At 65.9% G+C, this 24,817-nt stretch carries 20 protein-coding genes and 2 tRNA genes; 9 read left to right on the forward strand and 13 right to left on the reverse strand.

The annotated features are described in order from the left end of the window. The first annotated feature begins 23 nt into the window (after window positions 1-23). Window positions 24-893 (forward strand): hypothetical protein, encoded by an 870-nt coding sequence (locus ACSU1G_RS07590; protein ID WP_439279307.1) that lies wholly within the window; start codon window positions 24-26, stop codon window positions 891-893. A gap of 135 nt (window positions 894-1,028) precedes the next feature. On the opposite strand, the gene ACSU1G_RS07595 is transcribed toward ACSU1G_RS07590, so the two are convergent. The 10 genes from ACSU1G_RS07595 to dnaA form a co-directional block, all read right to left on the reverse strand. Then, a tRNA-Ala gene (locus ACSU1G_RS07595) sits at window positions 1,029-1,101 on the reverse strand. A 9-nt stretch (window positions 1,102-1,110) separates the two neighbouring features. Next, entirely contained in the window at window positions 1,111-1,278 is a 168-nt protein-coding gene (locus tag ACSU1G_RS07600; protein ID WP_439279308.1) for a hypothetical protein, read from the reverse strand. Between the two features lie 47 nt (window positions 1,279-1,325). Further along, window positions 1,326-1,399: transfer RNA gene (locus ACSU1G_RS07605), tRNA-Ile, on the reverse strand. A 188-nt stretch (window positions 1,400-1,587) separates the two neighbouring features. Further along, window positions 1,588-2,181, reverse strand: a complete 594-nt coding sequence (locus ACSU1G_RS07610) for a DUF3566 domain-containing protein (protein WP_439279309.1) — start codon at window positions 2,179-2,181, stop codon at window positions 1,588-1,590. Beyond that, window positions 2,181-4,820 (reverse strand): DNA gyrase subunit A, encoded by a 2,640-nt coding sequence (gene gyrA / locus ACSU1G_RS07615; protein ID WP_439279416.1) that lies wholly within the window; start codon window positions 4,818-4,820, stop codon window positions 2,181-2,183. Before gyrA ends, ACSU1G_RS07610 begins: the two co-directional genes overlap by 1 nt. Before the next feature lie 236 nt (window positions 4,821-5,056). Further along, window positions 5,057-7,159, reverse strand: coding sequence for a DNA topoisomerase (ATP-hydrolyzing) subunit B (gyrB, locus tag ACSU1G_RS07620; protein WP_439279417.1), 2,103 nt, complete (start codon window positions 7,157-7,159; stop codon window positions 5,057-5,059). 412 nt (window positions 7,160-7,571) lie between these two features. Further along, complete coding sequence (locus ACSU1G_RS07625) at window positions 7,572-8,156, reverse strand: DUF721 domain-containing protein (RefSeq protein ID WP_439279310.1); 585 nt, start codon at window positions 8,154-8,156, stop codon at window positions 7,572-7,574. A 10-nt stretch (window positions 8,157-8,166) separates the two neighbouring features. Further along, window positions 8,167-9,321 carry a DNA replication/repair protein RecF gene (gene recF / locus ACSU1G_RS07630; RefSeq protein ID WP_439279311.1) on the reverse strand — a complete coding sequence of 385 codons (1,155 nt, stop codon included), beginning with the start codon at window positions 9,319-9,321 and terminating at the stop codon, window positions 8,167-8,169. A gap of 33 nt (window positions 9,322-9,354) precedes the next feature. Beyond that, window positions 9,355-10,485 (reverse strand): DNA polymerase III subunit beta, encoded by a 1,131-nt coding sequence (gene dnaN, locus ACSU1G_RS07635; RefSeq protein ID WP_439279312.1) that lies wholly within the window; start codon window positions 10,483-10,485, stop codon window positions 9,355-9,357. 949 nt (window positions 10,486-11,434) lie between these two features. Then, window positions 11,435-12,883, reverse strand: a complete 1,449-nt coding sequence (gene dnaA / locus ACSU1G_RS07640; RefSeq protein WP_439279313.1) for a chromosomal replication initiator protein DnaA — start codon at window positions 12,881-12,883, stop codon at window positions 11,435-11,437. 392 nt (window positions 12,884-13,275) lie between these two features. On the opposite strand from dnaA, the gene rpmH reads away from it, so the two are divergent. From rpmH to ACSU1G_RS07680, 8 genes are all read left to right on the forward strand, one after another. Next, entirely contained in the window at window positions 13,276-13,413 is a 138-nt protein-coding gene (gene rpmH / locus ACSU1G_RS07645) for a 50S ribosomal protein L34 (protein WP_115932474.1), read from the forward strand. A gap of 37 nt (window positions 13,414-13,450) precedes the next feature. Next, window positions 13,451-13,858, forward strand: a complete 408-nt coding sequence (rnpA, locus tag ACSU1G_RS07650; RefSeq protein WP_439279314.1) for a ribonuclease P protein component — start codon at window positions 13,451-13,453, stop codon at window positions 13,856-13,858. Then, the gene (gene yidD / locus ACSU1G_RS07655) at window positions 13,855-14,220 is read left to right on the forward strand and encodes a membrane protein insertion efficiency factor YidD (protein ID WP_439279315.1); all 366 of its coding nucleotides are present in this window, start codon (window positions 13,855-13,857) and stop codon (window positions 14,218-14,220) included. Before rnpA ends, yidD begins: the two co-directional genes overlap by 4 nt. 6 nt (window positions 14,221-14,226) lie before the next feature. Then, on the forward strand, window positions 14,227-15,195 hold the full coding sequence (gene yidC / locus ACSU1G_RS07660; RefSeq protein ID WP_439279316.1) for a membrane protein insertase YidC: 969 nt from the start codon (window positions 14,227-14,229) through the stop codon (window positions 15,193-15,195). Window positions 15,196-15,377: 182 nt separating this feature from the next. Next, window positions 15,378-15,875: a protein jag gene (locus ACSU1G_RS07665; RefSeq protein ID WP_439279418.1), complete on the forward strand. Its 498-nt coding sequence runs from the start codon at window positions 15,378-15,380 to the stop codon at window positions 15,873-15,875. Next, window positions 15,868-16,599 carry a 16S rRNA (guanine(527)-N(7))-methyltransferase RsmG gene (gene rsmG, locus ACSU1G_RS07670; RefSeq protein ID WP_439279317.1) on the forward strand — a complete coding sequence of 244 codons (732 nt, stop codon included), beginning with the start codon at window positions 15,868-15,870 and terminating at the stop codon, window positions 16,597-16,599. Before ACSU1G_RS07665 ends, rsmG begins: the two co-directional genes overlap by 8 nt. 141 nt (window positions 16,600-16,740) lie before the next feature. Next, window positions 16,741-17,628 (forward strand): ParA family protein, encoded by an 888-nt coding sequence (locus ACSU1G_RS07675; protein ID WP_439279419.1) that lies wholly within the window; start codon window positions 16,741-16,743, stop codon window positions 17,626-17,628. 2,299 nt (window positions 17,629-19,927) lie between these two features. Further along, window positions 19,928-21,103 (forward strand): ParB/RepB/Spo0J family partition protein, encoded by a 1,176-nt coding sequence (locus ACSU1G_RS07680; RefSeq protein WP_439279420.1) that lies wholly within the window; start codon window positions 19,928-19,930, stop codon window positions 21,101-21,103. A gap of 116 nt (window positions 21,104-21,219) precedes the next feature. On the opposite strand, the gene trxA is transcribed toward ACSU1G_RS07680, so the two are convergent. From trxA to ACSU1G_RS07695, 3 genes are all read right to left on the reverse strand, one after another. Continuing rightward, the gene (trxA, locus tag ACSU1G_RS07685) at window positions 21,220-21,543 is read right to left on the reverse strand and encodes a thioredoxin (protein ID WP_439279318.1); all 324 of its coding nucleotides are present in this window, start codon (window positions 21,541-21,543) and stop codon (window positions 21,220-21,222) included. Between the two features lie 45 nt (window positions 21,544-21,588). Then, window positions 21,589-22,563: a thioredoxin-disulfide reductase gene (trxB, locus tag ACSU1G_RS07690; protein ID WP_439279319.1), complete on the reverse strand. Its 975-nt coding sequence runs from the start codon at window positions 22,561-22,563 to the stop codon at window positions 21,589-21,591. Window positions 22,564-22,804: 241 nt separating this feature from the next. Next, the gene (locus ACSU1G_RS07695) at window positions 22,805-24,751 is read right to left on the reverse strand and encodes a hypothetical protein (RefSeq protein WP_439279320.1); all 1,947 of its coding nucleotides are present in this window, start codon (window positions 24,749-24,751) and stop codon (window positions 22,805-22,807) included. Between the last annotated feature and the right edge of the window lie 66 nt (window positions 24,752-24,817).

The raw sequence follows: 24,817 nt of genomic DNA on the forward strand, positions 1-24,817 counted from the left end.
AGCCGCACGTCATGGAGGTTCAGATGAGCAAGAAGACGACTGTTCCGAGCATTGAGGACCGCTTCAACGCCGGAGTGGACCACGCCGCCCATTGGGCCGCACCGAAGGTCGAGGCCGCACTGGCCTGGGCGGAACGTGGTCTGGGTGAGGGCAAGGTCCAGGGCCGGATGGCCGGTGAGCGGGCCTCCCACCAGATGGCGGAGACCGTGGAGAAGTTGAGCCCGCAGGTCAAGGCCGGTCTGGCCCAGGCCAACTCCGCCTGGTCCGATGCCGTGGATAAAGTCTCACCACAGGTCCAGGCCCAGCTCGATCGGCTGTCACCGGCCTTCGATCAGGCCCGCAGCAAGGTGGAGGGTGAATACCTCCCCGCCGCCTCAGCCCGACTCGCCGGCGTCGCGGGCCAGGCCTCCAAGGCCGCCCATGGTGCCAAGATCTCCCCGGCCGTCGAGAACGCGCTGATCAACATCACCGGTGACAAGAAGGCCGTCAAGAAGCTGCGGAAGGCCGCCGAGCAGTACGCCTCGGCCGCTGAGAAGCAGTTGAAGAAGCAGGCCAAGAAGGCGAACAAGGGCGGCAAGGGCTGGCTCGTCGCCGGCATCGTCGTGGCCGCCGGTGCGGCCGCCGTCGCCGTCTGGCAGCTGACCAAGCCGGTCGAGGATCCCTGGAAGACCCCTGCCCCGGCACCTCTGCCGAAGCAGCCGGTCACCGCACCGGCGGCCAGCACCGGCACCGATCCCGACCTGGCCGCCAAGGCCCCCTCCGTCCCGGCAGCCCCCGCCGCCACGGCCGGAACCCCGGCCCCCAGCGTCGCGGCTGGCAACGCCACCGTGGACAGCGTGGACGGCGCCGAGGAGAAGGTCCAGGGCATCCCCACCCCGAAGTCCGCAGAGTGAGCGTGTGGGCCGTCAGCCCTCCTCGGAGCTGACGGCCCCTTGCCTCTCGGCCGCTCTCGGCGCGGTGACCACCGGCACCGTCGGCACGCGAAAGGGCCCGGGACACCTCACGGTGTCCCGGGCCCTTTCGTTCGGTGGAGGCAAGGGGACTCGAACCCCTAACCCCCTGCTTGCAAAGCAGGTGCGCTACCAATTGCGCCATGCCCCCGAGGGGTCTTCAGTTATCAGTTTCCGCTGGATCCTCGCCTGCGGCACCCGGACTGTCCAGCGCATCCGTGGCCGAGCTCCAGACCTGCTTGCCGCGCTCGTTCTCACGCCACGAGCGGACTCCCAGCACAGCGGCGATGCCGGCTGCCACGACGGCCAGACGGACTACCGGCTTCATGGTGCCACCTTCCCCGGCCGCACGGCCGGATGGGGGAACTGCGTGGGTGGGCGTACCAAGACTTGAACTTGGGACCTCTTCGTTATCAGCGAAGCGCTCTAACCGCCTGAGCTATACGCCCTGATGTCTCGAGAAACGCGATGTCATCGCTTCCTCGGAACGAGAATCAACATTACCCCAGCCCGGCCGACCGTCAAAATCGAGCTCCGATCGGCCTCCGTCGGAGACGGACGAATCCGTCCCACCCCTCGTGGCGAGGCGTGGTGAGGACAGTACGAACCGGTTCGTACTGTCCTCACCGTGCCGGACTCAGTCGTCGGTGAGCGTGACGCCGATGCCACCCACGAGGGTGGAGGAGATGTTGTACAGCACGGACGCGAGCATGCTCAGGGCCGTCAGCAGCACCACGTTGACCACGGCGATGATGGTGGCGAAGGACGCCACCTGACCCAGCGAGATCAACTGCTGGACGGTGAAGGAGCCACCCTCGGAGCCGAGTACCTGGGCCAGCAGGTCGTTGACCTGGTCGAAGATCCCCGTGAGGTCCATGACGGTCCAGAGCACCACGGCTCCCACCACCGTCACGATCCCCAAGGCCACGGACAACAGGAAGGCCATCTTCAGCACCGACCAGGGATCCACCTTGGAGACCAGGAGCCGGGCCTTGCGGACCTTGGCCTTGGGCGCCGGGCGGACGAGCCCCTGCTGGCTGGGCCGCTGGGCCGGCCGCTGGGGCCTGGCCGGTCCGGCTCCCGCGGGACGGGGGGCCTGCGAGCGTGGGCTGCCCTGACGGGCGCCCTGACTCGAGGTTCGCTGCTGCGGTCCGCGGGGCGCGGCTCCCTGGGCCGCGGAACCGCCGGCCGGGCGCTGGCCTCCGGAGCGGGGTGTTCCGGATGTGCTCACTACTGTCCTCCGTCAATCTCCGCATCCGGATCGGATTCGACCGGTGCGGATTCGGTGGCTGTCACGGTCGTGTCGGTCCCCTCCGCGCTGGCGGGGGCGGCCGTCTCAGAGTCCAAGGGTACTTCACCCTCGGTAACATCCCCTTCAAGGCCGTCCTCATTCTCAGCGTCCGCGCCGTTGAGCTGTTTCTCGTTGTTGAGGGTGACCGCGATGATCCGATCCTTCTTGTCCGGCTTGGCGAAGATCACGCCCATGGTGTTGCGGCCCTTGGCCGGGACACCGGTGACAGCGGAGCGGACCACCTTGCCGGAGTTCATCACCACCAGGACCTCGTCACCCTCCTCCACCACGAGGCCTCCGACGAGCTCGCCGCGGTCCTCCACGAAGTTGCCGACCTTGATCCCCAGGCCGCCGCGGTTCTGCACTCGGTACTCGTTCACCGAGGAGCGCTTGGCGTAGCCACCGTCCGTGACCGTGAAGACGAAGGCGTCCTCTCGGACCACGTCCGCCGTCAGCAGCTCGTCACCCGGGCGGAACTTCATGCCGGTCACCCCGGAGGTCGCACGTCCCATGGGGCGCAGGGCCTCGTTGGTGGCGTTGAACCGCAGGGACTGCCCGTTCTTGGAGATCAGGATCAGGTCGTCCTCCTCCGAGACCAGCTGGGCGGAGACCACCTCGTCGCCTTCGCGCAGCCGGATGGCGATCACCCCGGCACTGCGGTTGGTGTCGTAGTCGGCGAGGAGGGTCTTCTTGACGAGCCCGGATCGGGTGGCCAGGGCCAGGTACGGTGCGCGTCCGAAGTCAGCCAGCGGAAGCACCTGGGCGATCCGCTCCTCGGGTTGGAAGGCCATCAGGTTGGCCACGTGCTGGCCCTTGGCATCCCGGCCGGCCTCCTGCAGCTCATAGGTCTTGATGCGGTAGACCCGGCCGAGGTTGGTGAAGAACAGGATCCAGTGGTGGGTGGAGGTGGTGAAGAAGTGTTCCACCACGTCGTCCTCGCGCAGGGTGGCACCCCGCACGCCCTTGCCCCCGCGGTTCTGCGCGCGGTAGTTGTCGATCCGCGTGCGCTTGATGTAGCCGCCGCGGGTGATGGTGACCACCATCTCCTCCTCGGGGATGAGGTCCTCCATGGACATGTCCCCGTCATAGCCGTACATGATCTCGGAGCGGCGGTCATCCCCGTACTTCTGCCCGATCTCGGCCAGCTCCACCGAGACCACCTCGCGTTGGCGCTCCGGGGATTCCAGGATCTTGTTGTACTCGGCGATCTTCGCCTGCAGCTCGTTGTACTCGTCCTGGATCCCCTGACGCTCCAGGGCGGCCAGTTGACGCAGCTGCATGTTGAGGATCGCCTTGGCCTGCTCATCATCGATGTCCAGCAGGGCGATCAGAGCCTCACGGGCCGCATCTGCGCTGGCGGAGGCGCGGATCGTGGCGATGACCTCGTCCAGCATGTCCAAGGCCTTGAGCAGCCCCAGCAGGATGTGCGCACGCTCCTCGGCCTTCCTCTTGCGGAAGGCGGTACGCCGGACGATGACCTCGATCTGGTGCATCACCCAGTGGTGCACGAATCCGTCCAGGGACAGGGTGCGCGGCACCCCGTCCACCAGGGCCAGCATGTTCGCGGAGAAGTTCTCCTGCAGCTGGGTGTGCTTGTACAGGTTGTTCAGCACGACCTTGGGCACGGCATCGCGCTTGAGCACGATCACCAGGCGCTGCCCCGTGCGGCCGGAGGTCTCGTCCCGCATGTCCGCGATGCCGGTGAGCTTGCCGTCCCGCACCATCTCGGCGATCTTGGCGGCGAGGTTGTCCGGGTTGGCCATGTACGGCAGCTCGGTGACCACCAGACAGGTCCGGTTCTGGAGCTCCTCGACGTTGACCACGGCACGCATGGTGATGGAGCCGCGGCCGGTGCGGTAGGCGTCCTCGATGCCCTTGCGGCCCAGGATCTGGGCGCCACTGGGGAAGTCCGGCCCCTTGATGCGCTGCATCATGGCCTCGAGCAGTTCCTCGCGGGTGGCCTCCGGGTTCTCGAGGTACCACTGGACCCCGTCGATCACCTCGCGCAGGTTGTGCGGGGGGATGTTGGTGGCCATCCCCACGGCGATGCCGGACGAGCCGTTGACCAGCAGGTTCGGGAACCGGGCCGGCATGACGGTGGGTTCCTGCTGCTTACCGTCGTAGTTGTCCTGGAAGTCGACCGTGTCCTCGGCGATGTCCCTGACCATCTCCATGGCCATCGGCGCCATCTTGGTCTCGGTATAACGCTGGGCGGCCGCGCCGTCATTGCCCGGGGAGCCGAAGTTCCCCTGCCCCAGGGCCAGCGGGTACCGCATGACCCAGTCCTGGATCAGGCGCACGAGGGCGTCGTAGATGGCCGAGTCGCCGTGCGGGTGGTAGTTGCCCATCACCTCGCCGACCACGCGGGCCGACTTGTTGAAGGAGCGGTCGGGGCGGTAACCACCGTCATACATGCCGTAGAGCACGCGCCGGTGCACCGGCTTGAGGCCGTCCCGGACGTCCGGCAGCGCACGGCCCACGATCACGGCCATGGCGTAGTCGAGGTAGGACCGCTTCATCTCGGTCTGCAGGTCCACCTGCTCGACCTTGTCATGATCCGAGAGCGCCGGGGCGATCACCGTCCCCTCGACCGCGGAAGCCGCCGGGCCGTCGTCGGGCCGCTCAGGGTTTTCAGGGTTCTCAGGATCCGGTGTGTTCTCGGTCTCGTGCTCGGGGTTCTGCTCGTCAGCCACGGACGTGGTCCTCGATTCTGTGTGGTCATGGGGCCGGATTCCGGCTGAGGCGGGCTACGGCGGAGGGGCCCGACGCGCGGGCGGCACCGTCCCGCGGCAGCCCGCCGGGGTGAGGGGTCGGCTCAGATATCCAAGAAACGGACGTCCTTGGCGTTCTGCTGGATGAAGTTCCGGCGCGATTCGACGTCCTCTCCCATCAGCATGGAGAAGACCTCGTCGGCCGCGGCGGCATCGTCCATGGTGACCTGCAGCAGGGTCCGGTGCTCCGGATCCATGGTGGTGTCCCACAGCTCCTGGTAGTCCATCTCGCCCAGGCCCTTGTACCGCTGGATGCCGTTGTCCTTCGGGTAGCGCCAGCCGCGTGCCGCGCCGGCGGCCAGCGCCTGGTCCCGCTCCTCGTCCGAGAAGACGTAGCCGTGCGGGGCGTTGGACCACTTGATGCGGTAGAGCGGCGGCTGCGCCAGGAACACGAAGCCGTTCTCGATCAGCGGGCGCATATAGCGGAACAGCACCGTCAGCAGCAGCGTGGTGATGTGCTGGCCGTCCACGTCGGCATCCGCCATCAACACGATCTTGTGGTACCGCAGCTTGGTGATGTCGAATTCCTCACCGATGCCCGTGCCGAAGGCGGTGATCATCGCCTGGACCTCGGCGTTGGACAGCGCCCGGTCCAGGCGGGCGCGTTCCACGTTCAGGATCTTGCCGCGCAAGGGGAGGATGGCCTGGGTGCCGGGGTTGCGGCCCTGTTTGGCCGAACCGCCGGCCGAGTCGCCCTCCACGATGTAGACCTCGCACTCGACGGGGTTCTTCGAGGAGCAGTCCGCGAGCTTTCCGGGCATCCCGAAGGATTCCAACGGCGACTTCCGGCGCGCGTTGTCCCGGGCCTTGCGGGCCGCCAAGCGGGCCTGGGAGGCCAGCTGGGACTTCCGGATGATGTCCCGCGCCGGACCGGGGTTCCGCTCGAACCAGTCGCCGAGCTGATCCGTGACGATCTTCTGGATGAAGCCCTTGGCCTCGGAGTTGCCGAGCTTGGTCTTGGTCTGCCCCTCGAACTGCGGTTCGGAGAGCTTGACGGAGAGCACGGCGGTCAGGCCCTCGCGGACATCGTCGCCGGAGAGGTTGTCATCCTTGGCCCGCAGGATCTCCTTGTCCCGCGCGTAGCGGTTGACCAGGGAGGTCAGCGCGGCGCGGAAGCCCTCCTCGTGGGTGCCGCCCTCATGCGTGTTGATGGTGTTGGCGTACGTGTGGACCGACTCGGAGTAGGCCGTGGTCCACTGCATGGCCACCTCGGCGGCCATCTTGCGGTCCGTGTCCTCCGTCTCGAAGGCGATGACGTCCTCGTGGACCATCTCGACCTTCTTGTTCGCGTTCAGGTGCTGGACGTAGTCCAGCAACCCGTTCTCGTACTGGTAGTCCACCATCCGCTTCTTCGGCGCGGGCATCTCCTCGCCGATCAGGTCCGCGTGGTGCTCCGCGTCCGTCTCGGCCTCGACGGCGAGGTCCGCGGCAGTCCCCGGGATTCCGTCACCGTCGGCGTCCCCGGCGATCTCGTCCTGCTGGATCTCGTTGGTCTGGATCGCGCGCTCGTCCGTCAGGGTGATCCGCAGGCCCTTGTTCAGGAACGCCATCTGCTGGAAGCGGGCCCGCAAGGTCTCGAAGTCGAACTCGACCGTGTCGAAGATCCCGGCATCCGGGTAGAACGTCTGGGTGGTCCCCGACTCCTCGGTGTCCCCGAGCCTGATCAGCTCGCCCTGCGGCACGCCACCGTCGGCGAAGTTCATCTGCCACGCGGCGCCCTCGCGCTGGATCTCCGTCTTCACGCGGGAGGACAGGGCATTCACCACGGAGATGCCCACGCCGTGCAGGCCGCCGGAGACGGCGTAGCCGCCCCCGCCGAACTTGCCGCCGGCGTGCAGGATGGTCATGACGACCTCCACGGTGGGCCTGCCCTCGGTGGGGTGCATCTCCACGGGGATGCCGCGGCCGTTGTCCTGGACCTTCACGCCGCCGTCGGCCTGCAGGGTCACGTGGATGGTGTCGCAGTAACCGGCCAAGGCCTCGTCCACGGAGTTGTCCACGACCTCGTACACCAGGTGGTGCAGGCCGCGTGGGCCGGTGGAACCGATGTACATGCCCGGACGCTTGCGGACCGCCTCCAGTCCTTCGAGGACGGTGATGTCCCCGGCGCCGTACTCATGCTCCACCTTGCGGGTCGCTTCGGTGATCTGCGTGGAGGTGACGCTGTCCGCCTCCACCACCTCCGCTGTCTGCGCCGGCTCGGAGCCCTCGACTGCGGGATCCTGCGGAATGCCGCTCTGATCTGTGCCGTTGTTCTCTTCGGCCACGGGCGTCTACGGCTCCTCTGGTGGTGGGACTGGACTGCACAACACGCGTGCCGACGCGGACCCCTGCACGCTGGGCGAGGGGATATCCCACTTCGGCACGTTTCCTTCACATTCTACCCCCCGGAGCGTCGTTTCGCCGCCCCATTCGGGCCACTCCGGGGACAAAACAGGTCTTCTAAGGGACAGAACCGACGTTGCGGTGGACTCAAGAAGCCACTATCCGGTCCCGGTTCACCCACCGGGGGTCTAGATCGCCAAATCGCCGTTGACGGGTTCCGCCTCCAGGACAGCGTCAGCCGTACGTGTCCCGAGGTCCCCTGCCCTTCACCACCCGGGGTCCCTTGCGCCAGGACGGGGCGGCCGGGCCGTTGACCCGCAGGGTCGTGACGATCCCCGGGCCGAGGGCCTGCTCGAAGCGCTGCAGCAGGGCCGGGGTGAGCAGCTTGAGCTGGGTCGCCCAAGCCGTGGAGTCACACCGCACGGTCACCACGGAGTTCTCGAAGCTCTCCGGCCGGCAGTGCAGTCCGATGTCCGCCCCCACCAGCTCGTCCCACCGGGACAGCACGGAACCCACAGCCACCGGGGAGGACCACCCGCGTTCGGTGACAAGCCGGCCGAACACGTCCCCCACCATCCGCGGGTCCCGGGCATCCAGATCACGACGCCGGCCCCGGCCGGACCCGCCGAGACTCCCGGGTCTCGCAGTGGTCCCGGCAGTACCGCGACTGTTGGGGGCGGGGCGCCGCCGGCGCACCTCACCCCGGGACTCAGCCGCCTGCCGCACCCGGTTCAGTGCCACGACGGCGGCATCGGGCTCATCCTCGATGCCGTCCGGTGACCCCTCGCGCTCCGGCTGAGTGCCCTCATCGCTGGTCATGGTTCGCGGCTCATGGCTCGATCTCGCTGCCCTCATCGCCGAGGACCACCCCGATCCAGGGACCGTCCAGCTCCTGGGGGATGTCCCCTGCGACGGCCGCGGTCACCAGAAGTTGCTCAGCCCCTGCGGTCAAGGCGGCCAGACGGCTTCGACGATCGGCGTCCAGCTCGGCGAACACATCGTCCAGGATCAGCACGGGACGGGCATCCGGGTCCGGGTCATCGGCGACCAGGACCTGGTAGCTGGCCAGTTTGAGGGACAGTGCCATGGACCAGGTCTCGCCGTGGGAGGCATAGCCCTTGACGGGTGCCGGGCCCAGGGTGAGGGCCAGGTCATCCCGGTGCGGTCCCACCAGGGTGACCCCCCGATCGCGCTCCGGCTTGCGATGGGACTCGAGCTCGGCGAGGAGCGCCGCGTGCAACATCTGCTCGTCCGGGACCTCCTGGTGTTGGCCGGCCGCCAGGGGCACGGTGGATTCGTAGCTGAATCCGGCCGTCTTCCGCCCCTCGGCCAAGGCGGTGTAGGACTCGGTGAGGGGTCCGGCCAGCATCTGCAGCACGTGCAGGCGGCCGTTGAGGACTCTGGCGCCGGCCCGGGCGAGGTGCTCATCCCAGACCGCCAGGGTGTGGCCATGGTCCTCGGTCCACTTCCCGGAGAGCTTGGCGTTCTTCAGCAGGGCGTTCCGCTGCTTCAGGACCCGGTCGTAGTCGCTGCGGGCATCTCCGAGGGCCGGCCGCAACTGCACCACCAGATCGTCCAGGAACCGGCGTCTGACGGAGGGGTCCCCGGTGATCAGGGCCAGGTCTTCGGGGGCGAACAGCACGGAGCGCAGCAGCCCCAGCCCGTCGCGTGCCCGCTGCGGTGCACCGCGGTTGACCGCCGCCCGGTTGGACTTCCCCGGATTGATCTCGACCTCGAGGGACACGGTGCGCTCTCCGCGGTGGATACGCCCCCGGATGATGGCCTGCGAAGCGCCGAAGTGCACGAGTGGGGTGTCATGGGAGACCCGGTGCGAGGCCTGGGTGGCCAGGTAGCCGACCGCCTCGACGATGTTGGTCTTGCCGGCCCCGTTGGATCCCACCAGCACATTGGGCCCCGGCACCAGGGCGAGATCGGCCTGGACATAGGAGCGGTACTGGGTCAGGGAGAGGTGGGATAGATACACGGGGAGAGGCGCTGGCGTCCGGGGGCAGACGGGTCAGTTCGCCAAGCGCACCGGCATCACCAGGTACCGGTAGTCGTCCTGCTCGGGGGCGTCCGGCTCCTGCTGAGCCGTCATCAGGGCCGGCTTGGGTGCCGTGGTGAAGGAGAACCGGACGTAGGGGGAGTCGATGACGTTGAGGCCCTCACCCAGGTAGGAGGGGTTGAACGCCACGGTGATCTCCTCACCCTCAAGCTCGGCGTCCAGGGACTCATTGGCGGAGGCGTCGTCGCCGGCACCGGCATCCAGGGTGACCTGTCCCTCGGAGAAGACCATGCGCACGGCGGTGTTGCGTTCGGCGACCAGGGCCACCCGCTTGACCGCCTCGACCAGCGGGGCCGTCGGCACCACCGCGTGGATGGGGCTGGTCTCGGGGAACAGGGCCCGGATCTTCGGGTACTCGCCGTCCACCAGCAGACTCGTGGTGCGGCGTCCCCCGGAGGCGAAGCCGACCAGGTCGGAGGTGGCGGACTCCTGGGGCAGGCGCAGCTGCAACTCGCCGCCGCCGGCCAAGGACTTGGCGACCTCGTTCAGCGTCTTGGACTTGACCAGCAGGGACGTGGAGATCGACGGGTCGGCGGGGGACCAGTTCAGTTCCTTCATGGCCAGCCGGTAGCGGTCCGTGGCCAGGAAGGTGATGCGATCGCCCTCGATCTCCAACTTCACGGCGGTCAGGATCGGCAGGGTGTCATCCCGGGAGGCGGCCACCGTCACCTGGGCCACGGCATGGGCGAAGGCGTCGCCGTCCACGATGCCGGCGGTCTCGGGCATCTCCGGCAGGGTCGGGTATTCCTCGACCGGCATGGTGGCCAGCGCGAAACGGGAATTGCGGCAGGTCAGGATGACCTTCGTACCGTCCGTCTCCACGGTGACGGGAGCTGCCGGCAGGGAACGGACGATGTCATTGAGCAGGCGTCCGGAGACCAGGATCTTCCCGGGCGTCTCGATGTCCGCCTCGATCTCCAGCTGGGCCGATGTCTCGTAGTCGAAACCGGCGATGGAGACGAGCTGGTCCTCGGCGGTGATCAGCAGACCAGACAGCACCGGCACCGGGGGGCGAGGGGACAGGGAGCGTGCGGTCCAGGAGACGGCGTCCGTCAGGATGTCTCGCTCAACGGTGAACTTCACAGAAGTTTCCGCCTTTCTCGTAGACGGCAGGTGATGGTGGTCAACGTCTTGGGGATACCCCCGCCGGGCATCCTTCGTACACACGCCGATGCCGGGTGCTGTGTCAGCTTACCGTGACTCGCCGGAGGGACGAATGTTGGTATTTGAGCCTTCGATGTGGTTGATGCTGCGACCGGGCTGATGGAGTCCTGAGGTTGTCCTGCGCTGTTCGGCTACCTGCGGGGTGGACCGGGGAGGGCTGAAGGGTGAATGTTCTTGGGATTCATTCTTAACAGGGGTTAGTAGTGTTAGTAAGTCCTGTGGATACTGTGGATAACCCGATCCAGCCGTGTGTTTCAGCCATTGTGCCTGTGGACCTCTCGGTGGACGCCGCCCGTCGGCCCTGTGCATGGTCGGTGCACAACTGAAGAACGACTTTTCGTGAATTCACAGGGAAGCCTGTAGTTATCCAGAGAATCGCCCGGGTGGTCCACTTAACTGTCCACAGGGTTATCCACAGCTGTGGGTTGCTCTGCAAAACGGCCCTCCGCGGCCTGTGGATATCTGTGGATGACTGTGGACAACGAGGACTGCTGGCCCTGATGCCGGGGTTCTCGCTGTGGAGGGACCTTGCCGTTAAGGCTCAACCTTGGGAGCGGGACCCGGTTCTCAGCGGGCGCGTTGCTGGTGACTGCTTCGGGTGGGGCACTGATGGGTGGCTTCCGCAGTGCTGGGTGGTCTCGCGGATCACCGCGGCCCCTACGACCACGCTGGATTTCCCGGAGCACGGGAACCACTCCGCGGCCGGCTGGCCAAGGAATCGATCAGGACGATGGCTGCCGATGCCAAGGGCAGGGAGCGGCGGGTGGTCTGTCACTACTCGTTCGAACAGAGCCGGTTCGTGAAGCTGGTCGAAGAATCTGCGCCATAGGGAAATGGCACGAGTCAGGTTGGGAGCGGGACCTGGTTCTCAGCGGGCGCGTTGCTGGTGCTTGATCCGGTTGGTGAGTTCGGTGACCTGGTTGTAGATCGTGCGGCGCTCGGCCATCAACTCACGGATCTTGCGGTCGGCGTGGATCACCGTGGTGTGGTCGCGGCCGCCCAGTTCCTGCCCGATCTTGGGTAGGGACATCTCCGTCAGCTCACGTAACAGGTACATGGCGATCTGGCGGGCCGTCACGAGGGTCCGGGTCCGTGACTTGGAGGTGAGTTCCTCCATGGTCAGGTTGAAGTAGGCCGCGGTCTCATTGAGGATGGTCGGCGCCGTGATCTCGTGGGCGTTCTCATGGGTGATGAGATCCCGGAGCACCTGTTCCGCCAGCTGGATGTCCACGGGCTGCTTGTTGAGTGAGGCGAATGCGGTGACCCGGATGAGCGCACCCTCCAACTCACGGATGTTGGTGGAGATGTTCGAGCCGATGTACTCCAGGACCTCGGGGGGCGCCGTGAGCCCCTCGGCCTCGGCCTTCTTCCGCAGGATGGCGATCCGGGTCTCCAGGTCTGGTGGCTGGATGTCCGTGATCAGGCCCCACTCGAAGCGAGACCGCAAGCGCTCCTCGAATCCGGAGAGCTGCTTGGGGGGCAGGTCGGAGGTGATCACGACCTGCTTGTTGTTGTTGTAGAGCGTGTTGAAGGTGTGGAAGAACTCCTCAATCGTGGCTTCCTTGTCCGCCAGGAACTGGATGTCGTCGATGAGCAGGATGTCCACGTTGCGGTACAGCTGTTTGAAGCTGGCACCCTCGTCATGGCGGATCGAGTTGATGAAGTCATTGGTGAACTCCTCCGAGTTCACATACCGCACGCGCAGTCCTGGGTAGAGGTGCCGGGCGTAGTGGCCGATCGCATGCAGGAGGTGGGTCTTGCCCAGACCGGAGTCCCCATAGATGAACAGCGGGTTGTACGCCTTCGCGGGCGCCTCGGCCACGGCATTGGCCGCAGCATGGGCGAAGCGGTTCGAGGAGCCGATGACGAAGGTCTCGAAGTGGTAGCGGGGGTTGAGTCGACTGGTCTCGTCCGAGGTCGACGGCGGCGCCGGAGCGGGAGCGGACGACGGTGCCGGGGCGTGTGGCGAGGCGGCCGAGCCGGCTCGGGGCGCCTCACGGAGGGGAGCTGCCGGGGTGGGGGGCAGCGGCGAATCCTCCACCAGGGGGGACAGCAGGGATGAGTCGATGGAGTAGGCGCACAGGATCTCGGTGCGGAACACGTTCTGGAGCGCCTCGGCCAAGGGGTCCTTGAGATGTGTCTGCAGGACTTCACGCGTCAGTTCGTTCGGCACGGCGAGCAGGAGGGTGCTGCCGATCAGTCCCTGAGGCTGGGCGAGGCCGACGTGCCCGAACTGGCGGGGGGTCACCCGGTGGTCTTCCTCCAGGGTGCGGACCACTTTGCGCCACGAGCTGCTGACGGCCTCATCTGCAACCATGGGGGGCTGGGGTCCTTCCGTTGGCGTTCGAGCCGAGTCTACCGACAATCCACAAAGTTATTCACAGGCAGTGGATAACTTTGGGCAGAGTACCTGCCGAGGGTGCGGGGTGGCTAGCGGGTCGGGGTCCCCGGGTGCGGGAGCGGGTAATTTGACCGCGATGGGGCTGTATCCCTAAACTTGATAGGTCCCCGCGGGGTTGTTCAACCGTGCTCTGAAACGTCCGCCCCGTGCGGACCATCCACAGGGCACAGTCAACCGGCGGACACCATCAGGCCCACCTGGAAGTGGACCGGTGTCCGAGCGCGAGGAAGTCCTAGTCAGAGCGTCTACCGGTTCTTCCCCCAGGTACAACGGGTCCGGGCGCATACACACGTTGTGGAGAGATCAAAGTGAGCAAGCGGACTTTTCAGCCGAATAACCGCCGCCGGGCCAAGAAGCACGGTTTCCGCGCCCGGATGCGTACCCGCGCCGGTCGCGCCATCCTGGCCACCCGCCGGACCAAGGGCCGCACGGAACTGTCCGCCTGATCCGGCTCTGGCCGATCAGCCTGAGCGGACGATAGGCGTGCTGCCCCGCGCGAAACGGGTACGCACCCCCGCGGATTTTTCCCAGACACTGCGTTCCGGTGCCCGGACAGGGCGCCGGAACCTTGTCGTGTCCGCACACCTCCCCGAACCCACGGGTATCGAGTCCTCCGCAGGACCGGTGCGCGTGGGTTTCGTCGTCTCCAAGGCCGTGGGCAATGCCGTGGTCCGCAACCGCGTCAAGCGCCGGCTCCGGGCCGCCGTGGCCGAGCAGCTCAGCGGTCCCCTGGCGGGGCACCCCGCCGGGACCGTCGTCATCCGAGCCCTCCCGCCGTCGGCAACTGCTGCCTGGGATGACTTGAAGAAGGACGTGGACTCCGCGATGGTGGGCGCCCTGCGGAAGGCTGCCGGCCGGCGTCGTCCCGGGAAGACCGGAACGCCGGCATGACCGAACAGTCTCCCTTCATCACGCAGCCCGGGGCCATCCAGTGGAACATGGTGCGGGCGTTGCCCTCTACGCTGTTGGCCTGGATGCTCATGGCCTACCGCGCCGTGATCTCGCCGATCTACGGTCCGGTCTGCCGGTTCTTCCCGTCCTGTTCGGCCTACGGCCTCGAGGCCGTGCACGTGCACGGCGCGGTGAAGGGTTCATTCCTCACCGCGCACCGGCTGGCCCGCTGCCATCCGTGGTCGAGGGGTGGCGTGGACGCGGTCCCGCCGGGCCGCAGGATTTGGCCGCCGGGGCGCCAACCCAAGATCATTGACCTAAACCATCCCGTCATCCCACCGGATCCTCCGGCGGAACAGTAGGAGACCATGGACTTCCTCGAAATCATTCTCTGGCCCTTCAAGTGGGTGATGTCCTGGATCCTGGGCGCAGCACACACCGGACTGGGCTGGATCGGCATGGACCCCGATAGCGGGTTCACCTGGACGCTCTCCATCATCCTGCTGGTGATCATCGTGCGCAGCGCGCTGATCCCCCTGTTCGTCAAGCAGATCAAGTCGCAGCGGGCCATGCAGGCCTTGCAGCCGGACATCAAGAAGCTTCAGGCCAAGTACAAGGGCAAGACGGACCAGCTGTCCCGTCAGGCCATGGCCATGGAGCAGCAGGCCCTGTTCAAGGAACATGGGACCAGCCCCTTCGCCGCCTGTCTGCCGATGCTCGTGCAGATGCCGTTCTTCTTCGCCCTGTTCCGGATCCTCACCGAGGCGGGGGGCGCCGCTGAGCGTGGTGAGGGTGAGGCCGCGCTGTCGGTGGAACAGGTGCGTTCCTTCGGCGAGGCCATCTTCCTCGGCGCTCCCATGCAGTCCACGTTCCTGGGGTCCACCGGCGAGAACTTGGAAGTGGCGGTCCTCATCGTGGCGATCATCATGATCGTCCTGATGTCCGGCTCGCAGTTCTTCATGCAGAAGATGCTGATGAGCAAGAACATGTCCGAGGCTGCCATGACCGGGCCGTTCGCCCAGTCGCAGAAGTTCATGCTCTACATCCTCCCGCTCGTCTTCGGCATCGGTGGCATCAACTTCCCCATCGGTGTGCTGATCTACTGGACCGCCACCAACTTCTGGGCCGTGGGCCAGCAGATGTGGATCATCCGCAACAACCCCACCCCGGGGTCCCAGGCCGAGCGTGAGCTGAACGAGCGTCGTGCCGTCAAGGGACTGCCCCCCGTGGGCAAGGCCGCACAGGAGGCCGCAGCCAAGGCTGAGGCAGAGGCCGCCAAACCGCAGCAGACTGGTCAGCGCCACCAGCCCAAGCGTAAGACCAAGAAGAGGAGATAGCCGTGACCGATGCATCAGCCGTGCCGTCCGATGACACCCCGGATCCGGTAGAGACCACCCTTCCGGACGCCGCCCAGGCCGCTGAAGCGGTGGTGGATCCCGCTGTGGATAACTCTGGGGACAACACCCCTGAAACTGTGGACGAAGCTGCGGCCAGCCTCCCCGCCACCGATACTGAGGCCATGGCTGCGGACGAGTCCTCCTCGACCGCCCGCCGCCTCGAGGAGGAGGGGGATATCGCCGCCGACTACGTCGAGGAACTGCTGGACATCTCCGACCTGGACGGCGACATCGACATCGAGGTCCGCAACGGCCGCACCTATGTCTCCGTCATCGCGGAGGAGGGCGACGACCGCCTCCGCGACCTCGTGGGCCGGGACGGCCAGGGACTGGAAGCCCTGCAGGAACTCGTCCGCCTCACGGTTCTTTCATCCACGGGTGTTCGGTCACGGCTCGTCCTGGACGTCGCCGGACACCGGGCCAACCGCGCCAAGGAACTGGAGAAGGTGGCCCAGGACGCCATCGAGTCAGTGCGAGAGAGCGGAGACCCGGTGCACCTCGCGGCCATGGGCGCCTACGAGCGCAAGGTCGTGCATGACGTCATCGCCGCAGCAGGGATGGTCAGTGAGTCGGAGGGCGAAGGCCCTCGCCGTCACGTGGTGGTCTCCTCCGGTGAGTGATCACGTCCCCGGTGGGGGTCCCGAGGATCAGGGGCAGCCGGTCTCCCCAGAGGCGTCGTCTGTGCCGCACGAGCACCAGGAGCCGCCGGCGCTGGAGGGTGGGTTGCGCACTGCGGCTGAAGAGCTGTTCGGGGATCGTCTTGGCCTGGCCGTCCGCTTTGTGGAGCATCTGTCCTCCACGGGGATCGAATGGGGTCTGCTGGGCCCCCGCGAGGTGCCTCGACTCTGGGAGCGGCACGTGTTGAACTGCGCCGTGGTCGGAGACCTCCTCCCGGAGGGGGCGCTGGTCGCCGACGTCGGCTCCGGTGCCGGACTCCCCGGCCTGGCCTTGGCCTTGGCCCGGCCCGACAGTCAGTTCATCCTCATCGAGCCGCTGGAACGACGGGTCGCTTGGCTGGACATGGTGGTGGAGGACCTCGGTTTGGAGAACGTTGATGTGGTGCGGGCCCGCTCCGAGCAGGTCGTGGGCAACATCGCGGTCGATATCGTGACGGCACGGGCCGTCTCGGCCCTGAAGTCCCTCATCCCCCTGACCATTCCACTGTTGCAGGGATCCGGTGAGCTGTTGGCCATCAAGGGCAAGAGCGCCGGCAACGAGATCGCTGCCGCCGCGAAGGTCCTGAAGAAGGTCAAGGCTTCGACACCGGTGATCGAGACGGTGGGCCAGGATCTGCTCGCTGAACCGACCACCGTGGTCCGGGTGCGCGTCGGGCCCCGACGCTGACCAGTAGGCTGGAGTGGTTGTATCCCACGGCTTCAGGATTGTCTCGCCGTCTATCAACCTCGGGAGGTTGTTCTCTTGACCAATGAGTCGGATGTTTCACGGGAAACCGGTACCGCCGTGGATGCGTCCGTGGTGGACGAGATGGAGACCCCGCTCGCGCGTGAACTGGCCCAGGAGAACCGACGGCGGGACAAGCTGAAGGGGCGCAGGCTGCCGCCACCTGAGAAGACACGCATCATCACGGTGTCCAATCAGAAGGGGGGCGTCGGGAAGACCACCACCACGGTGAACCTCGCAGCCGCTCTGGCGCGGGCCGGGATGCAGGTCTTGGTGGTGGACATCGATCCGCAGGGCAATGCCTCCACCGCCCTGGCGATCCCCCACAACTCGGATGTGGACAGTGTCTACGACGTCCTGATCGACGAGTTCCCCATGGCTGATGTGGTCAAGCCCTGCCCGGACGTGGATGGACTGGTGGTGGCTCCGGCCACCATCGACCTGGCGGGTGCAGAGATCGAACTGGTTTCACTGGTGGCACGGGAGCAGCGACTGTCTCGCGCCCTCAAGGAGTACTTCGCCTACCGGGAGACCCAAGGTCTGCCGCGGATCGACTATGTGTTCATCGATTGCCCACCGAGCCTGGGCCTGTTGACGGTCAATGCCTTCGTGGCCGCTAACGAAGTTCTGATCCCGATCCAGACCGAGTATTACGCCTTGGAGGGGCTCTCCCAGCTCCTGAACAACATCCAGATGATCCAGAAGCATCTGAACTCCACCCTCGAGGTGTCGACCATCCTGCTCACCATGTATGACGGGCGGACGAACCTGTCCACCCAGGTGGCGGACGAAGTGCGTGAGCACTTCCCGGAGGAGGTCCTGAACGTGGTGATTCCCCGGAACGTGAGGATCTCTGAGGCCCCGAGTTTCCAGCAGACCGTGCTGACATACGATCCTCAGTCCACCGGGGCCCTCTCGTACCGTGAGGCTGCGACCGAGATCGCGGACCGCGGACACGCCAAGGGCCGCTGACGGGCGAATCACTAAAACAACCCGGGATGGTTGTCCGACGGGTCATTGGTCTATACGGCTACAGCCCGGCGCTGGAAGCGTTTCACGTGAAGCGGTGAGGTCGTAGCTGTATTCCTCCCTATGGGGCGCGTGACTGATCTGGTTGGCCTGCTCGGTGCACTTCCGCGGGGCCTGGTCGGGGTCCTCTACCGGTGACGGCGCATCGGTGCGGTGGGTGAGTTTCCGAGCGGTGACCCAGGCCCTGTTTCACGTGAAACATGAGGTCAGGGTTCAACTCCGTGTATGGGCCACGCGAGTTGGGAACAGGTTGGTACTCGACCGAGGGTCGGCGGTTGCGAGGATGCCGCAGCCCTGGGTGGACGGTGATTGACTATGCCTGCCCTACCCTCGACCCTGTCCTGGGCGGAGATCCCTAGAAGCCATAGGGATCTGAACCCGTCGACTGGTTGCAAATGTGCTCACTTCTGTTGTGGCTCAACCTTTCCAAGCGTGATTACCCCAATCCATACAGCGACGAGCCCGCCTCTGAGGAACTTGACCCGGCTGTTCATCCTCGGGGGCCTCAGATTCCCCCTACCGACCATGACGGCGAGCCAACAGTCAATATGGAGCCGATATGCACGTCGGCACGCTTCGGTTGTCCCTAGCGGGTCCAACCGGAGTGGCGACGACGGACCACATGACGATCGGCCGCCGACGATGTCATGTCTCGGAAGTGTTTCACGTGGAACATCCGTGACCGCAGCAGGTTGAGAGCCTGACGTGATCGCAAGAGCGTATGCGGAGCCTCGCTGGTGGTTGTGGACCATCAGGCCTCGAAGCAACCGATATCGCGACTACGGCGCGTTGCTGCCGCCCTGTACAGGCCGGAATATGCAGTCCGGGACAGGGCTGACCTTCCGGGGTGGGATCCATCATGCAGTGCCTGGGCGATGAGACAGCACCCGGCCTGAAAATGCATGTCACTAGTCCTCTTGACGTCATGGTTAGTTCCTAACTCTTCACGCAGATTCACATTGCTCCTGACCGGCCGGGAATGACCTGGTGCGGTCGGCCTTCCGGGCGCGCCGGCCTTTGAGACACACCGGCTGTAGTGCGCACCCGCCTTTTGGGGCTCACCCTCTTAGCCGCATGGCGAGCAGGGGTATACCGCGTTTGCTCGTCCGAGAGTGACTGATGCTCTTCGGCTCCGTGCCATCTGTCGTTGTGGGACGGTGGTCGTTGGCCGTGCTGTGGGCAGGACGCTGTCTCCTCGTGTTTCACGTGGAACCGCCTTCGCTCTGTTCGAAGGGACATATCTGGCCGGGGCTGATAGATGGCTTCCCGTCGAACACCTGGGTCCATGCGCCGACGCCTGAGATTGGCTCCGTTCGGTACGGTGTTGCCCCCCGCCGTTGACCGAGGGTCCTCTTTACCGATGCAGGGCCATGAGTTTCACGTGGAACGCTCCCGCTTTCGTGAGGCACACCCCGGTCCATGTGGACCAGCACCGCTATACGTGAGGAAGACCCCGTTCCACGTGGAACACCGCTGCTTTACGTGGGACCCTCCATGTTTCACGTGGAACGTCGGCCGTTTCACGTGAAACGACGCCGAGGGAGAAAACGGCCTCGCGCAATCCCGCCCTTGATGTTGGAGCACGATCAAGCACAAGGCCTGCAGAGGTCAGGGATGACATTCACATCTGAACAAGGCCTCGTCCTTCGGCTAGCCCTGATGTCATGATGTACGGCTCCATCTAGCACTGATAGCACCGGGCAACAGTTGCATTTGATGGCACGGACCACGAGGTGTAACGCTCGAACAAGAGTGCGTGTTAGCGAGGCCTCTGGCCGGGTTCGTATCCGTTGGGTATGGAGATGCGACTGCGGTTTCACGTGAAACAACAGTAGAATGGTGGACGTTGTCTGGCATCGAGTGAGGAGTCTGTGTGAAGAAGAACCGACGTGGATTGGGTCGCGGGCTTGAGGCCCTGATCCAGAGCACCGCTCCCGTGGAGGACTCGGACAACGCGGCGCGCAGTGGAGAGGTCTCTGAAGACCAGGGGACGGACGAGGTACTCGGCGCCGGAAGGCCGGACTCAACCGGCAGTGTGCGATCAGCCGGAGACGAAGCGCCCGGTTTGGAGACGAGTCAGAAGCCGAGTACGTCGGACAGTAGCCACCCCGTGGAGATCTCACTTGACGCCGAGCAGTCCCAGGAATCACCAGACGCGGACTCGTCTTCGTCTGAAGACACCCCCGCTCCAGCGGGAGACGGGCGTGGACAGCAGGGCCAGCCCGATCTGACGAGTCGATACCTGAGCGGGCGGTCACCCGCGGAGGAGACCCGTGCAGTTCCACGTGAAACACGCCGGCCCGTGGATGTCTTCTTTCCGGACCGGAGGGGCGGGGAGGACGTCGACCTCCTGGGGGCGGATGGAGGGGCTCGGAGGACGCGCCAACGGGCAACCATGCCTCCCCTCCAGGCTCGCGGCAAGGCCTCCCAGGCGGGTAGTAGGACTCCTACGCCGGGCACCGACCTTGGAGCTCAATCAACCCAGGTTGTTTCAGAGTCCCAAGTAGAGCACTCCGAGGGTCGCGCCTCGACCGATGGGGCATCTGACGCTGCGACGGACCGTCGTCTGACCCCCCAGAGGGGCAAGTCGATGGGATCTGCTGGGGACGCCGAACTCCGGCTGATCCCGGTTGCGGAGATCCATCCGAATCCGCGGCAGCCCCGCGACGTCTTCGACGAGGGTGACATGGACGAGCTGGTGGCCTCCATCCGTCAGGTCGGTGTGCTTCAGCCCATCGTCGTCCGTGAGGTGGAGGGGCCTTCTCCATTCGAACTGGTGATGGGTGAGCGTCGGTGGCGAGCGGCCCAGGCGGCGGGACTGGACGAGATCCCGGCCATCGTGCGTCATACGGCGGATACGGATCTCCTCCGCGATGCCCTGCTGGAGAACCTGCACCGCAGTCAGCTCAATCCGCTGGAGGAGGCTGCCGCCTACGAGCAGCTCTTGGAGGACTTCAACTGCACACAGGAGGAGCTCTCCTCCCGGATCGGGCGTTCGCGACCGCAGATCACCAACACGCTTCGACTGTTGAAGCTGCCCCCGTTGGTGCAGCGTCGGGTGGCCTCGAGTGTCCTGTCTGCGGGTCATGCTCGTGCACTGCTGTCCCTGGTGGATCCGGCGGAGATGGAGCGGCTGGCCCAGAAGGTCGTGTCGGAGGGCCTCTCCGTGCGTGCCACGGAAGAGTTGGTGTCGTTGCAGGACGGGGTGCGTCAGGTGAAGCCTCAGTCGAGGGCCAAGAGAGCTGATCGACACGAGCGATTGGACTACCTGGCCAACTCTCTGACCGACCGACTCGACACGTCCGTGAAGATCACCCTCGGCGCCCGCAAGGGCAAGATCGCCATCGACTTTGCCTCCGTGGACGATCTCAACCGGATTATGGACCTGATCGGTCAGTCAGAATCGAATGATAGTTAGCCTCTACTGTCTATTAGATCATGACGCTCGAGCACTCTGACAGGTATAAGACAAAGTACGGCCCCGGTCCATCAGGACCGGGGCCGTACTTTTCCGCCAGTGTCAGCGGCGTTCACTCACTTGAGGTATTCGGCGAACTCCGTCTCAAGGACCTGCTTCGGCTTGGCGCCGATCGAGGTGGCGACCTTCTGACCGCCCTGGAACACCATGACCGCGGGGATGCTGGTGATTCCATAGGTGGACGCGGCCTGCGGGTTGTCATCCACGTTGAGCTTGGCCACGGTGATCTTCTCAGAGTGCTCGGTGGCCATCTCCTCCAGGATCGGGCTGAGCATGCGGCAGGGGCCACACCACTCGGCCCAGAAGTCGACGAGGACGGGCTTGTCCGAATTCAGGACCTTTTCCTGGAAGTCCTGGTCGGTGACGTCAATGGTGCTCATGGTTCCTCCTGATGGGATTGGAAGGGATGGTACGGACGGAAAGGTCTAGACGGCGCTGGCCGCCAACTCCTTCACGTCCGCAAGGTAGTGCTCCACGTCCTGCGCGGCGATGCAGCCGCTGCCAGCGGCCGTGATCGCCTGGCGGTAGGTGGGGTCGGTGACATCTCCCGCGGCGAAGACACCGGGGAGGGAGGTCCGGCTGCTGGGGTGCTCCACATGGATGGTCCCGTCTGGATTCAGGTTCAGCTGGTCCTTGACGAGCGCGGTCCGGGGATCGGATCCCACGGCCACGAACAGGCCGGTGACATCCATGCTGGACTCCTCCCCGGTCTTCAGGTTCCGCAGGTTCAGGGTCTTGAGCTTCTCTCCGCCCTCGAGCCCGGTCACCTCGGTGTCCCAGACGAACCGGATCTTCTCATGCGCCAGGGCCCGGTTCGCCATGGTCTTGGAGGCACGGAGTTCATCACGCCGGTGGATCACGGTCACCGTCGAGGCGAATTTGGTCAGGAACAGGGCCTCTTCCATGGCGGAGTCACCGCCACCGACCACGGCGATGTTCTGGTCCCGGAAGAAGAAGCCGTCGCACGTGGCACACCAGCTCACGCCGTGGCCGGAGAAGCGCTTCTCGCCCTCCACACCGAGCTCACGGTAGGCCGAACCGGTGGACAGGATCACGGAGTGGGCCCGATACACGGAGCCGTTGCCCAAGGTGACGACCTTCGGGGAGGCCTTCAGATCCACCTCGGTGACGTCCTCGTACTGCACCTCGGCACCGAAGCGGGTGGCCTGTTGCTCCAACTGGGACATGAGCTCGGGCCCGAGGATGCCCTCCGGGAATCCGGGGAAGTTCTCCACGTCCGTGGTGTTCATCAACTCGCCACCGGCCGTGACGGATCCGGCGACCACGAGTGGGTTCAGGCTGGCCCGCGCAGCGTAGATGGCAGCGGTGTAACCCGCAGGACCAGATCCGATGATGACGACGTCCCGGACGGCGTCGGTGGACTCTACAGCCTCGGTCACAGTGATTCCTTCACGGTAGGCAATGGGGACTCTGATGGATGGAACACCCCCTGGGAGGAACCTATTCCAAGCGCACTCCACCCAGGTGGCGGTCCGTGGTGGGCACGGCCCCCCTGGACCGTCCCGCCGGTCTGCACCAGCCCGGCTGGCGCAGACCCCATCCTAGGTGGGTATGCCGGGCGTTTACCCCGGTCGTTCCGCCAGACGGATCTGCAGGGCCGGAGGGCGCCGACTATGAGGACTACTCGACGGCGACTTCCGCGATGCGCAAGCCGTAGGGCAGGTTGCCTGAGGCGTTGGACAGCTGTGGGAGCTCGGTGAAGTTGAGGATGACGTACTGGGCCTCCGCCGGACCGCCTTCGTCGGCCGGAACCGGCACGCTGACCTCGGGTCCTGTGAAGGAACCTTCCGCGATCTGGCGTGCTCCGTCCAGGCTCGGGCTGTCACTGAGCAGGACCGAGAATGAACCGCCGCTGCCGTTGTTCTGGGTGATGTCCACCTGGGACACCGCGCTGGGCTCCTCCAGTTCGATGACCAGTGCCAGGTTGGAGGCGTAACCGCCGAAGGACGGCTGGGCGAAGGAGTAGGTCTGCCAGGCGGTGGCGGGGTTGCCGTCCACGGCGTTGGGCAGGGTGTTGTCGGTTTCCGCGCTCAAGGCCGGGTCATCCGGGACCAAGCGGGTGGCGCCGACGATGACGGGGTCCGGAAGCTCCGAGTCCGGGGCCGAGTCCTGTGAGGCACTCCCGGACTGGGCTCCGGATTCACCACCGGAGGACTCCCCTCCGGCCTCCGGGCTGCGGTTGTTGCCCAGGATGTTGAAGGCGAACACCGCGCCCAGGATCAGGAGGAGGACCAGGATGCCGCCGACCAGCCAGCGTGAGCCGGTCGGCTTGTCCTCCTCGTCCTCTTCGTCGTAGTCGTCGCCGAACTCCGCGTCCTCGTCGAGGTCCTCATATGCGGGTTCCTCAGGATCGAAGCCACCCGGGTGCGCCACGGCTGCAGCCCCGCCGACCCCGCCAGCCACCGCACCTGCGGCCAGCCCCGCGCTCACGGCGCGGTCACGTTCCCGCTCCGGCTCGTCGTCCTCCCAGAGGGTCACCTTGGGCCGATCGGCTGCCCGCTGCTGCTGGTCCTTCTCCGGCCGGGGGCTGTGCCGGCCGATCGCCGGGGAGGCGACGGCGGAGGTGGGGGTCTCGTCTGTCTCGGGGCCTTGGTCTGTGGCTTGGTCCGTCGCCTCGTCCTGCGGAGCGACCGGCTCCAGGGTCTGCTCGGCCTCCTGCTCGGCCTCCTGTTCGGAGTCCTGTTCGGAGGCCGGTTCCTCGTGCGTTTCAACGACCGGTTCCTGGTCTGTTTCAATGACCGGCTCATCGGCCGATTCAACGACCGGCTCAGCGGCGGGCGCGGGTTTCTGCGCCGTGGCGCGATCACGATCCACGGTCACCTCGTCCTGGGTACCCGTCCAGTCGTCGTCGCTGACCGACTCAGGCAGGGGCTGTTCGTCCTCCCGGAGCACAGCGGCACGGTACGGTTCCGGCTCCTCAGGGGAGCCGGCGTCGTGCCCTTGGGCGTTCCGGGCGGCACCCGCACCGGCGATACCCGCGGCGCCGGCCACCCCGGCTGCGCCGGCCCCTGTGCCACCGGATCCTCCGGCCACGGCGTCCTGGGCGGCGTCCTCGGAGCCGAGCCGCTGACTCAGCCGATCGGAGATGCCCCGGAGGAACTTGGGACGGCGCTTCTCCGTCTCCTCCTCCACGAGGCCGTCATCCAGGTCCTCGTAGTACTCCTCGTCGTCCTCGTAGACCTGGGGCTCATACGTGCGGGCCTCACCGAAGATCTCGGACCCGAGGGTGTCGGTGTAGAACGGCTCCACATAGACCTGCTGCTCACTGGTCATGCTCAGGAGGTCCTCCGCGGAGGGGTTGCCGCCGGCGATGAGGTAGGTGCGGCCCTCGCTGAGGCCGAGGTCGAGGACCTGGACGGTGCCCTGGCGCTCACCGGTCGCGAGTTCACGGGCCGAGGCGGCCACTTGGGAGGCGTGTGCCGCGGAAGCGACCAGGATGGAGACATCCCGATTCAGCACCTGGTCCCGGCCGTCCAGCACCATGTCCTGATCGGCGGACGTCAGCACATGTCCGGTGATGAGGTAGCGGCCTCCGAGGACCATCCCCTCTTCAATGGGCTGTGTCACGGTGTTCCTCCAGGTCAGTGGCCCGGATCCGTGGATTCGTGGTGGCCGTCCGGGTGGACGGGGTGC

The organism is Microbacterium sp. A93 (genome assembly GCF_051842835.1).